General features: G+C 30.8%; 10 protein-coding genes. All 10 read right to left on the minus strand.

The window, feature by feature from the left end:
- Positions 1–4: 4 nt before the first annotated feature.
- The 10 genes from BSD9I1_RS14625 to BSD9I1_RS14670 all read right to left on the minus strand — a co-directional run bounded on the left by BSD9I1_RS14625 (position 5) and on the right by BSD9I1_RS14670 (position 12821).
- Positions 5–1105: a glycosyltransferase family 4 protein gene (locus BSD9I1_RS14625; RefSeq protein ID WP_186430955.1), complete on the minus strand. Its 1101-nt coding sequence runs from the start codon at positions 1103–1105 to the stop codon at positions 5–7.
- 20 nt (positions 1106–1125) lie between these two features.
- Positions 1126–1866, minus strand: a complete 741-nt coding sequence (locus tag BSD9I1_RS14630; RefSeq protein WP_186430956.1) for an acyltransferase — start codon at positions 1864–1866, stop codon at positions 1126–1128.
- A 28-nt stretch (positions 1867–1894) separates the two neighbouring features.
- Positions 1895–3001 (minus strand): Gfo/Idh/MocA family protein, encoded by a 1107-nt coding sequence (locus BSD9I1_RS14635; protein ID WP_035308230.1) that lies wholly within the window; start codon positions 2999–3001, stop codon positions 1895–1897.
- Between the two features lie 130 nt (positions 3002–3131).
- Positions 3132–4448, minus strand: a complete 1317-nt coding sequence (locus BSD9I1_RS14640) for a nucleotide sugar dehydrogenase (RefSeq protein WP_035308227.1) — start codon at positions 4446–4448, stop codon at positions 3132–3134.
- A 108-nt stretch (positions 4449–4556) separates the two neighbouring features.
- Positions 4557–5750 (minus strand): glycosyltransferase, encoded by a 1194-nt coding sequence (locus tag BSD9I1_RS14645; RefSeq protein WP_186430957.1) that lies wholly within the window; start codon positions 5748–5750, stop codon positions 4557–4559.
- A 20-nt stretch (positions 5751–5770) separates the two neighbouring features.
- Positions 5771–6877 carry a DegT/DnrJ/EryC1/StrS aminotransferase family protein gene (locus BSD9I1_RS14650; protein WP_186430958.1) on the minus strand — a complete coding sequence of 369 codons (1107 nt, stop codon included), beginning with the start codon at positions 6875–6877 and terminating at the stop codon, positions 5771–5773.
- Positions 6878–6902: 25 nt separating this feature from the next.
- A complete protein-coding gene (locus BSD9I1_RS14655) occupies positions 6903–8747 on the minus strand; it encodes a nucleoside-diphosphate sugar epimerase/dehydratase (protein WP_035308220.1) in 1845 nt (614 codons plus the stop codon).
- A 304-nt stretch (positions 8748–9051) separates the two neighbouring features.
- Entirely contained in the window at positions 9052–9948 is an 897-nt protein-coding gene (galU, locus tag BSD9I1_RS14660) for a UTP--glucose-1-phosphate uridylyltransferase GalU (protein WP_186430959.1), read from the minus strand.
- A gap of 42 nt (positions 9949–9990) precedes the next feature.
- Positions 9991–11067, minus strand: coding sequence for a capsular biosynthesis protein (locus BSD9I1_RS14665; RefSeq protein WP_186430960.1), 1077 nt, complete (start codon positions 11065–11067; stop codon positions 9991–9993).
- Positions 11068–11087: 20 nt separating this feature from the next.
- Complete coding sequence (locus BSD9I1_RS14670; RefSeq protein ID WP_186430961.1) at positions 11088–12821, minus strand: phospho-sugar mutase; 1734 nt, start codon at positions 12819–12821, stop codon at positions 11088–11090.
- Between the last annotated feature and the right edge of the window lie 229 nt (positions 12822–13050).

Here is a 13050-nt window from a genome sequence, read left to right on the forward strand (position 1 = left end):
AAATTTACTCTAACCTTTTATAAGCTTCTAGAAGTCTTTGTTCACATACGTTCCAGTTATAAGATTTACATACCTTATCGTATCCTATATTCCCCATACGTCTTGCAGCTTCTAAATCCGTAGCTATCTTTGTAATAGCTCTTGCTATATCGTCCTCTGATGAAGGATCTGCCAAAACACCGCTATCTGGATTCTTCACTATTTTTTCTATCATTTCAAAGTTACTTCCTATTACTGCAGTTTTACTTATCATGTATTCAAATAATTTTATTGGCTCTGAGTTAACATATCTCCAATTATCTGGCTGAAGTAAAACAAAACCTGCATGAGCTTGTTTTAAATAATCAAATACTTCCACATGAGGTACTTTACCAACAAAGGTTACGTCTTTATTCTGCAATTCTTGTCTTAAATAACTTTCACATTTATTTTTAAAGTCCTCTGTTTCAAATGGGCCTACAAATATGTATTTACAATCTTCCTTTACGCTTTTTATAGCTTGTAGAGTTTTAAATATCCCTCTATCTTCCCTTAAACCACCTACATAAATAAATGTAGGCTTTTCATTGTAGTCCTTTAATACTTCTTGCTTTAATACAGGATAATTAGGCAAGAGAACTACATTTTTATTGTAGCTTTTAAACTTATTTATTAAAATTTCATTTACAGATATAATACAATCTGCATTTTTACCTAACATTTTTTCATAAGTATATATAGCTTTTTCTACAATTCCTTTTCCTAATTTAAAATGCTCCGCAAAACCTTCTGGATGATATTCATGAGAATCATATATCGCCTTTGATCCTAATTCTTTTTTTAACTTAATAGCTACTTGAAAGGAATCAGGCTCATGAGCATGGTAAACATGAGCCTTTATTTCCTTTGCTATTTTAAACATATCATTCATAGGTCTAAATCTATCATGCCAGTTTTTTCTCTTTGCAAAGCATTTAACTATAACTCCATCTTCCGTAACAAAGTCCTTTTCTCCTGGAGCTACGATATATATTTCATCATATACCTTTTTTAAGGATAGTATTTCCTTATAATATATCCTGTTATCAAAAACATCGTGTCCTGATGTTAGCATACATATTTTCATTAATTACACCTCATTAGGTATTATTGATTTTTAAGAAGTTGATCTTCTGGCACTTGTCTTAAATATTTAGCTGGATTCCCAGCCACTATAGCTTCTTTATCCACATCTTTAGTTACTACACTTCCTGCTGCTACAAATCCATCTTCATGAATAACTTTTCCTGGTAAAATAATAGAACCAGCTCCTATTCTGCCGCCCTTTTTAACAGTAACGCCCTTAAACTTTCCAAATCGTTCTTTTGAGCGGGCTGCATAGTTATCATTTGATGTGGTTACACAAGGTGCTATAAATACATAGTCTTCAACTGTTGAATATGCTGTTAAATAAACGTTGGTTTGTATTTTACAATTAGAGCCAACTGTACAGAAATTTTCTATTGTAGTTCCTCTACCTATTATAGTTTTTGATCCAATAGTTACATCTTCTCTTACTACAGCTGTATCTGCAATAAGTGTTTTTTCACCTATTTCACATCCGCAGTATATTATAACGCCTGCTCCAATTAAACACTCATCTGATATTTTTGCTGGCGGCAGCTTCTTCTCATCTTTAAATATACTATTTACAGATCTCATAGGCTCTTTTCCTATTACAGTATTGTCATCAATTCTTACGTTATTACCTATTTTAGTACCTTTGTGAATAACTACATTATTTGCAATAATACAGTTATCTCCTATAGTAACCTCATCTTCTACTACTACAAATTTTCCCACAGTAACATTTTCACCTAAATTAGCAGTTTCGGATATATAATTCATATCTCTTTCTCCCCTACTTATTAAACTATTACTTATGAAGTTTATCTACATTTACCATATCCATTGTAGAAAAGTTTTCTAATGGGAATTTTACAGGCATTCCTGTAAGTCTTGACTTATAAGCTGCAAGTATTATAGACATACCTATTTTACCTGCTTCTCCATTTATAAGCGGCTGTCTATCATTATTAATAGCATCTAAAACATCCTTATAAAGTGCAGTGTGTCCGAAACCATAAACTGAATCTGGATCTTCTCCCTGCTCTTTTAATATTTCCTCTTCGCTATCTTTTCCATCAGCAAATCTCCAGTTTTCAATTTTATTTACAGCAAGACCACCTATACTTACTGTTCCTGTTTCACCAAATATGCTTAATGTTTCTTCAAGATTTTTTGGATATACACAAGCAGTTCCCTCTATTATTCCAATAGAACCATTTTTAAATCTTATGATAATTGCTCCAAAATCCTCTGCTTCTATATCTCTTAGGAAAGTATCGCACTGTGCATATACAGTATCTATCTCTCCGCCCATCATCCATTGTAATAAATCTATATTATGTATACACTGATTCATTAGTGTACCACCATCAAGTTCCCAGGTACCTCTCCAAGGAGCTTGGGTATAATAACCCATATTTCTATTCCATAGTATTCTTGCCGTACCATTAATAAGTCTTCCGAATCTTCCTGAATCTACAGCTTCTCTTAATTTTTGTATAGGTTCATTAAATCTATTTTGATGACTTATACAAAGCTTTACATTATTTTCTCTAGCACATTTTATCATAGCATCTGCATCTTCTATAGAAAGAGCCATTGGCTTTTCAACAATTGCATGCTTACCCTTATTCATGCAATGTATAGTTATTTCAGGATGATATCCACTTTCTGTAGCAATAGCTACAACATCTATATCTTCTTTTTCTAACATTTCCTTATAATCAACGTAAATTCCTACATTTACTGGAGTATTCATTCCCTTTATGTATTCGGAAGCTTTAGATTCTGCCTTTTCCTTGTCTACGTCACAAGTAGCTACGAGTACTGCTTCTTCCTTATTGTTTATCAACGCTTCCACATGTTTATATGAAATTCTTCCGCAACCAATGATTGCAAACCTTAATTTTTTCACCCAAAACACCTCTTACCTTAATTATAAATTAGGATAAGCTATATTAAGCCTATCCTTTAACTTTACTCTTATGAATTTATTCCACTAAATTTTAGATGGAGTTTTTGCTCCATCTAAATTAAGTTTTATCCTATAATTTATAAATTTTTTCTCTATTATTTTTAACTTCTTTAGTAGCATTTCTAGTATCATATACAATCTTAGCTTTCTCTACTAAAGTTTCATAATCTATATTGCTGTGATTTGTAGTTATAACTACTATATCAGATTCATCTATAACTTCTTTCCAATCCACTGAATAGTATTGGTTGTTCTTATGCTCAAATTCTGGAACATATGGGTCGCAAATTATTACATCTGCTCCATGCTTTTCTAAGTGTTCTATTACCTTTAATGCTGGAGATTCTCTCATATCATCTATATCATTTTTATAAGCCACTCCCATTAAAAGTACCTTTGCTCCATTCATAGACTTCTTTTCTTTATTTAATAACTTCATAACATTATCCACTACAAATTCTGGCATTCTGTCATTTATATCTCCAGAAGTTTCTATAAGTCTTGTATGGAAGTCATATTCCTTAGCTTTCCATTCTAAGTAGAATGGATCTAGTGGTATACAGTGTCCGCCTAATCCTGGACCTGGATAAAATGGCATAAAACCATATGGCTTTGTTTTTGCTGCATCTATTACTTCCCATACATCTATCTTCATTTTATTACATAACATAGCTATTTCATTTACAAGCGCTATATTTATATTTCTAAATGTATTTTCAAGTATTTTTTCCATTTCTGCTACTGCTGGTGAGGATACTGTGTGTATTTCTCCTTCTAATACATTTCTGTATAATACAGCAGCCACTTCTGTACAATCTGGAGTGCATCCGCCTACAACCTTTGGAGTATTTTTAGTTTTAAACTGCTTATTACCTGGATCTACTCTTTCTGGTGAAAAGGCTAAGAAAAAGTCTTCCCCACATTTTAATCCTGTTTCTTCAAGTATTGGTCTTAGCACTTCTTCAGTTGTTCCTGGGTATGTAGTACTTTCAAGTACTACAAGCATGCCCTTATGTAAGTATTTAGCTATACTTTTAGCAGAGCTTACCACATATGATAAATCTGGCTGTTTATATAAATCAAGTGGAGTTGGTACTGCAATGGATACTGCGTCTACTTCTGAAACAAAACTAAAATCAGTTGTTGCCTTTAGCTTTCCTTCTTCTATTATCTTCTTTAAATCAGCATCCACAACATCTCCGATATAGTTGTGTCCTTCATTAACCATTTCTACTTTTTTATCTTGAACATCAAAACCTATTACTTCGTATCCTGCCTTAGCTTTTTCTACTGCTAGTGGTAATCCTACATATCCGAGTCCCACTACTCCGAGTTTTGCTGTTTTATTTTCTAATTTTTCTATAAGCATATCTCTTAATTGTGACATGTTTTGAACCTCCTAGGTTTGTAAATTTAAATAACCACATAAAATTATACACTTTGTGATTAATATGGTCAAATTTTTTTATAATATATATTTTAAATAACATATGTGTTATATTTTTGGTATTTTTAAATGATTATTATATATTTTTATCATCTTATCTGCATTTATATCCCAAGTTAAATTTTCTTCTACACACTTTTTAGCATTTTTCCCAATTTGCTCTCTCTTATCCTTATCTTTTATAAGAGTTTCAAGTATATTATAAATTTCTTCATGACTTTTAGGACTAACCAAGAATCCATTTTCACCATTTACTATAATATCTTCTATTCCCTGACCTTTAACTCCTATAATAGGTTTACCTTGAGACATAGCCTCTATGTATGCAACTCCAAAACCTTCATTATAACTTGGTAGTGAAAATATGTCACATTTCTTTATGTAATCAAACACTTCTTCATGCTTAACTCTTCCTATAAATGTAACATGTTTTTCTATATTTAATTCCTTAACTAGATTTTCCAGTTCATCTCTTAACGCGCCGTCTCCTACTATTGTATAAATCAAATTAGGATATTTTTTAACTAGCTCACTGACTGCTTTAATATTAAACTCTAATCCCTTAATAGGTATAAGATTAGAAATGCTTAAAATTTCTAAGCAATCCTTATTAATGATTTCTTCGCTACGATAATCAATGTACTCTTTGCTTATACCGTTATGAACTACAGTTAGTTTAGATGCAAACTCAAATTCCTTAACTATATTTTTCAACTTATTACTAACAACTACAATACTATCCACTGAATTTAAAACCTTAAAAAGCGCATTTTTAGTTTGTTCATTCTTATGTAAAGTTTGTTGAAAGTCCTGCCCATGTACAGTTACTACATGCAAAACTTTATATTCTTTATTTATAAGCATTCCTGAATACCCATCTGGGAGGGCTACATGGCTATGAATAACATCAAATTTAAACTCTTTATATATATCAGCTATAGTAGTTTTTATTCCATTAAACATAAGTTTACCAGACTTATGAAATAAAAATCCTCTAGGAAACTCTATATATCTTGGATAATATACCTCTACCCCTTCTAAATCAGTTTTATTAGGAATTTCGGAATATAGTTTCCACTTTTTATTTAAATGTTGTAAAGGAAAAGGTGCCCAAGGTACTGGGCTTACCACTTTTACTTCACAGCCATTATTTATTAAAGCTTTGACTTGTTCATGAACAAAGATCCCTGCCATGGGATTAAAAGTTGAAGGATACATATGAGAAATAACTAAAACCTTCATTATTAATTCATCCTTACACATTAATTGTTATTATAAAAATCCTTTATACACTGAACTACATATTCTTGCTGCTCTGTTGTAAGTTCGGGGAACATAGGTAATGCTAATGCTTTTTCACAAGCTTTATCAGATATAGGTAAATCTCCTTCCTTATATCCTAAGCTTTTATAAACTTCTAAAAGATGGACTGGTATTGGATAATATATTGCTGTTCCTATACCCTTTTCATTTAAATATTTTGCAAGTTCATCTCTTCTTTCACATCTTATTACATATTGATGATATACATGTTTACAATTTTTATCTTCAAATGGAACTACTATATCAGTATCCTTTAATAATTCATGATACACTTGTGCTCTTTCATATCTATTTGAGCTCCATTCGTTTAAATAATTTAATTTGATTCTTAAAACCGCTGCTTGTATTTCATCTAATCTACTGTTGTATCCTATAGCTTCATGACGATATTTTTCTTTAGCACCATGAACTCTTAGCATTCTTACCTTTTCTGCTAATTCATCACTATTAGTTACAACCATTCCTCCATCACCGTAACATCCTAAATTTTTTGTAGGAAAGAATGAATATGTTCCTGCTATACCAATAGAACCTGCCTTTTTACCTTTATATTCTGCTCCAATTGCCTGGCAAGCATCTTCTATTACAGGTATATCATACTTTTTGCTTATTTCCATTATTTTATCCATATCACACATCTGTCCAAATATGTGAACTGGTATAATTGCTTTTGTCTTATCAGTTATTTTCTTTTCTATACTTTCAGGGTCTATGCATAAAGTATTTTTATCTATATCCGCAAAAACAGGTGTAGCTCCTAAAACTGATGTGGTTTCTGCTGATGCAAAGAAAGTATATGGAGTTGTTATAACTTCATCTCCAGGTCCCACTCCTAATGCCTTTAGTATGAGCATTATAGCATCTGTTCCATTAGCAACTCCTAATGCATGTTTTACACCTGTAAATTCTGCTGCTTCTTTTTCAAATCCCTTTACATTAGGCCCCATGATAAAGTGAGTGCTTTCTAGCACCTCTTTTATGGCTTTATCAATTTGATCTTGAATATTATTATACTGAACCTTTAGATCCAATAGATCAACCTTCATATTGTTCTCCCCTTTTGCACTATTTTTAGTTATTTTTCTTTCTTTTATAAGTAGGAACCTTTTCTTCCATAAGCTTAAATATTTCTTCCTTGCTCTTATGAATTACTTGTTTAAATTCTTCAATTGATTTTTCTATGAACTCGATACTATTACCTGTAGGTTTTTCTACAAATATTTTATCATGTTCAGTAGATGTTAAAGCTACTTCATCTATAAGTAGTTCTTCATACAGCTTTTCTCCTGGTCTTAATCCAGTATACTCTATTTTTATATCGAGTCCTGGTTGATATCCGGAAAGTTTTATTAAATCCTTAGCTAAATCTACTATTTTAACAGGTTCCCCCATGTCTAGTACAAATATTTCTCCACCCTTAGCCATACTTCCTGCTTGTATAACTAATTGGGCAGCTTCAGGTATAGTCATAAAGTATCTATTTATCTCTGGGTGTGTTACCGTAACAGGCCCTCCATGTGCTATTTGTTTTTTAAACAGCGGAATAACCGATCCATTGCTACCAAGTACATTCCCAAATCTTACAGCTACATATTCTGTATTACTTACAGTATCAAAAGCCTGAATTATTATCTCACAAAATCTTTTAGTTGCTCCCATTATATTTGTAGGATTCACTGCTTTATCTGTACTTATTTGTACAAATTTTTTAACTCCATAAATATGGCTAAATTTTGCAATATTATAAGTTCCTATAACGTTATTTTTTATTGCTTCACCAGGATTGCTCTCCATTAGAGGAACATGCTTATGAGCCGCCGCGTGAAAAACAACATCTGGTTTATATTCCTCAAATATACTTTTAATCTTATTCTCATCTCTTATAGAAGCTATTAGAACTTCCTTATCCAAACCAGGATAATTATAATTTAACTCCATTTGTAAATCATATGCATTATTTTCATATATGTCCATTATAAGAAGTTTATTTGGATTAAATTTAGCTATTTGTCTGCATAATTCTGAACCAATGGAGCCCCCTCCACCTGTTACCAATATAACCTTGTCTTTTATATATTTATCTATATCCTTATTATTTAATCTTACTTCTTCTCTTCCAAGTAAATCTTCGATATTTACATCTCTTATCTTATTTACATTTACTTTTCCGTCTATTATTTCATAAATACCTGGTAAGGTTTTTAATTTAGCTGAAGTATTTTTGCATATATTTATTATTTTTCTCTTTGTTTCTATTTCCGTTGAAGGCATGGCAAAAATAATCTCTTCCACCTTATTTTCAGCGCATATCCTAACTATATCATTTCTCTCACCAATTACTTTAACTCCACTTATGTGCTTTCCTTGTTTAGATGAATCATCATCAATAAGTCCTACTATGTCATAATTTAGATAGTCACTCTTCTTTATTTCTTTTATAAGGAGTGCTGACGCATCCCCAGCTCCTATAATAAGAAGCCTCTTTTTCTTTTCCTCACAGTTCTTATTAGTATTCATTTCATCTACTAATCTAAATATAAATCTGGTTCCGCCCAATGAAACTACTGATAAAAGCCAAAATATTATATGAACTGTAAATGGAAATCTAAAATATCTGGTCTCTAGTATTTTATAATTTATGAAATAACTATATAAAATAAATATTACATTTGATAATGAAACTGAGTATATTATAGAAATAAGTTCTTCTATAGAAGCATACTTCCATATACTATCATACAAATGAAAAATCTTATTAAAGAACAATGTAATAATTATTACAGGCAGAAATGATAAGTAAAAAAACTCCACATATTCACTAGGAATTTTAAAATCCAACCTTAGGAGAAGAGCTATATATAACGATAAAATAAGCAACGCAATATCATAAAAAATTAATTTTTTGTCCTTTTGCACTTTAATCACATCCTATGTCAAAATTATTGAGATGTCTCATGTAAGTTAGCACATCTCATCCTATGAGATGTTTCCTTAATTATTTTACATCATTCAAAAAATTATTCAACTCTTAATATGCCCATATATTAAGAGTTTACCATATAAATAAAGAAATATATATAAATTTTTGCATAATATGATACAAAACCCCTTAATATGCAAATAAGCATATTAAGGGGTTTTACATAGCTTGTATCCATATTGATTTTTAGTAATTATCAAATATAACAAAGTAATTTTTTTACCATTAGTTTATATTAGATTAACACTTTTCATATAATTCCTTAAACTTTTCACTGTCTTTCAAGTTCAATAAATAATTCATAAATTCTTCTTTTAAGTCATCCCTTTTAAGTGCATATTCAACTGTGGCCTGTAAAAATCCTAATTTGTCTCCAACATCATATCTTTTTCCATTAAAGCAATATGCATACATAGCTTCCTGAGAAGATAATGTTCTTAAAGCATCCGTAAGCTGGATTTCTCCCCCTTTGCCTGGCTTTGTATTTTCAAGTATTTCAAATATTTGAGGAGTTATTATATATCTTCCTAGTATTGCGATGTTTGAAGGAGCATGTTCTACTTTAGGTTTTTCTACTAAATCCTTAACCTTATAAACTCTGTCTTCTATATAATTTCCCTTTATGATACCATACTTATAAACATCATTTTCTGGAACTTCTTGTACACCAAGTATTGTAGTTTTATATTCATTATAACAATCAATAAGTTGTTTTAAGCATGGAACGCTGCTATCTACCACATCATCACCAAGCATAACTGCAAAAGGTTCATTGCCGACAAAGGTTTTAGCGCATCCTATAGCATGTCCAAGTCCTTTTGGCTCCTTTTGTCTTATATAATATATATCTGCCATATTTGATATGTCATTTACCATGCAAAGTAATTCTTCTTTTCCTGTACTTTGTAATTGGTTTTCTAATTCTATAGACTTGTCGAAATGGTCTTCTATGGCCCTTTTATTTCTGCCTGTAATTATAAGTATCTCTTCTATACCTGATGCAACAGCTTCCTCAATTATATATTGTATAGTAGGTTTATCTACTATAGGAAGCATCTCCTTAGGTTGAGCTTTTGTAGCAGGAAGAAATCTTGTTCCAAGACCTGCTGCAGGTATAATAGCTTTTTTTACTTTCATTACTCCATGTACTTCCTTTCCCTCTTGTGAAGGATAATTTAATTACATATCCTTAAATAAATTATCTATTTCTATTACAATTTCATCGTTAGGATTTAACTTTTTAGCTATATTCAAGTGAAGCTTTGCATCTTCTATTTTACCAGCATCTAAGTAACACATTATAAGATTCGTGCAAATTTCTACAGACTTAGTAGCTTCAAAAGCTCTTCTTAAATAAATTATAGCTTTATCAAAATCTCCCATGGATGCGTAATTTATTCCAAGCTCATTTACCACTTCAGGCATAGCACTATCTATGCTCAAAGCTTCATTTAAATAATAAATTGCTTTTTCATGAATTGATAAATTTCTATAACATACAGCTATATGATAGTATAAAACAGCATCATCATTAAATTCCGAAATAAGAGGCACTAATAGCTTTAATGCTTGAGCTGGATCTTCATAAGAAAGCTTTTTCCCATTCTCATACTCAACTATATTCTTAAGTGAAAGCTTTAAGTCTATAATATCAGCATTTTCTTCTCCGCCTCTAGAAATATAGTTATTTAATGCAAATAATGCACCTTCGTAGTCCTTTTCATCTCTTTTTAAAAGTGCTTCATATAAATAAGTAATTGAAAGTTCTTCTAAGATCTCCTTAGTTTTATCGAGTACTTCTTTTTCCTCTTCTATATATTCCTTATCTAAGTTTCTTAATTTATCTGCTAGAATTATTAATTTACTGTAATTTTCCTCATTTTCTTCAACTTGAACTAAGCCTTTTAATAATATATATGCATCTTCAAAATTATTATTTTCTACAGCCTTGTATATCTTGCCCTTAACAAAATTTATGCCCTCATCAAAATTTAATAATATGGTTTTATATATATTATTAAACTTGAAATTATTATCTGCCCCCATTACAAAACACATAGCTTCTAAGAAATATATAACAGGAATTGAATCTACATTCTGGCCTGACTTAACCTTATCTATAATATCTTGAGCTTTTATAGGCATATAGACATTGTCTTCTATATTCATATTAAATATATTGCTTAATCTTTCATTGTTTACTTCTAAAAACAGTATATTTGTTAGCTTGTCGGAAAAACGAGATTGTATACCCATAAGCGTTACCTCCTAATATGTTATAAGGTTTGAGCACTATTTACTATATCCATTACATTCTTTTCAAAATCTTTTATTTTTGTTTCAGCTTTTTCCATGCTTTTTTCTTTAATTGATAAATACACTTTCATCTTTGGTTCAGTTCCAGAAGGTCTTACCACAAACCAAGAGCCATCCTCTAATATAAATTTTAAAACATTCGATTTAGGCAGGTCAATGGTAGTTTCTTGAATATTCACAATATCCTTTTCTATTCCAAGCTTATAATCGGCCTTTTTAACTATTTTTACTCCTGCTATAGCTGGATTCATTGAATGTCTTAAATATTGAAGTATTTTTTCTATGTTTTCCTGGCCTTCTTTTCCAACAAAATCCATAGATATTAAGCTCTCTTTGAAATATCCGTATTTATCATAAAGTTTAATTAATCCTTCATATAAGCTTAAACCTTGCTCTTTGTAATATAAAGTCATCTCACATATAAGTGCTGCTGCGATTACTGCATCTTTATCCCTTACAAAATCTCCTGCAAGATAACCGTAACTTTCTTCAAATCCAAATATATAGCTAAACTTTTTGCTTTCTTCAAATTCCTTTATCTTTTCCCCTATATACTTAAATCCGGTTAGCACATTCATTACAGTGATATCAAAATCCTTTGCAATTTCCTCAATCATATCTGTTGTGACAATGGTCTTTATTACAGTTCCATTTGAAGGCAATTCATTAAGTTCCTTTAATGATGAAAGCATGTAATGAGATAAAAGTAGTCCTACTTGATTCCCAGTAAGAACTTTATACTCTCCCTTATTATCTTTTACTACAGCTCCTATTCTATCACAATCCGGGTCAGTTCCAAAAATAATATCTGCATTTATTTCTTCTGCCATAGTTAATGCAATATCAAATACTTCCTTTTTTTCCGGATTTGGATAAGGTGCAGTTGGGAAAGTTCCATCTGGAGCTTCCTGCTCTTTTACCACATGTACATTGGTATATCCTAATTCACTTAATACCCTTCTAACTGGAATATTTCCAGAACCATGAAGAGGCGTATATATAATTTTTAAATCTTTAGCCTTTTCCTTAACTAAATTTTTTCTTATAGTTAACGCCTTTACCTTTTCATAATAGGTTCTATCTACTTCTTCTCCTATTATGTTTATAATGTGATTTTTAACTCCTTCGTTAAAATCCATCTTTTTTATTAGTGAAAAATCATCTACATTTTCTATAGAGTTAAGTATATACTTTGCCTTTTCATCAGTTATCTGTCCTCCATCTTCCCCATATACCTTATATCCGTTATATGCTTTAGGATTATGAGAAGCTGTTACACATATACCAGCACTACAATTTAAATGTCTTGTAGTATAGGAAAGCATTGGAGTTGGTCTTAAAGAATCAAATATATATACCTTTATCCTATTAGCCGCTAAAACTCCTGCTGCTGTTTCCGCAAATTCTCTAGACATTATTCTTGAATCGTGTGCAATTGCTACAGACTTATCTTCTGTATAATTTGAATTCAAGTAATTAGCAAGACCTTGTGTAGCTTTACCTACAGTATATATATTCATTCTATTTGTCCCCGCGCCTATTATACCCCTAAGTCCACCAGTACCAAACTCTAATTCTCTATAAAATCTATCCTCTAAATCCTTTTCATCTCTAATATCTCTTAATTCTTTCTTTGTGATTTCATCTATGTAATCAGAATCAATCCATAGATTATACTTGTCTACATATGCCATAATTACCCTCTCCTTATGTAAATTTAAAGTATTTATAAAAATAATTATACTACTCTCTTATTTTAAAAATCTACTTTATACCTGAAGTAATTGTATATATATTTTACCATATAAATTCCAAATTGACACAGTAAAATATTTTTCAATTTATATTGCATTTACCTATCATTTACCTTATAATGATATTGTTTTATAAAAAATCCACGGAAACCATTGAATTGACATAGTT

Source organism: Clostridium sp. BSD9I1 (assembly GCF_900185645.1).
GTDB lineage: Bacteria > Bacillota > Clostridia > Clostridiales > Clostridiaceae > Clostridium_AK.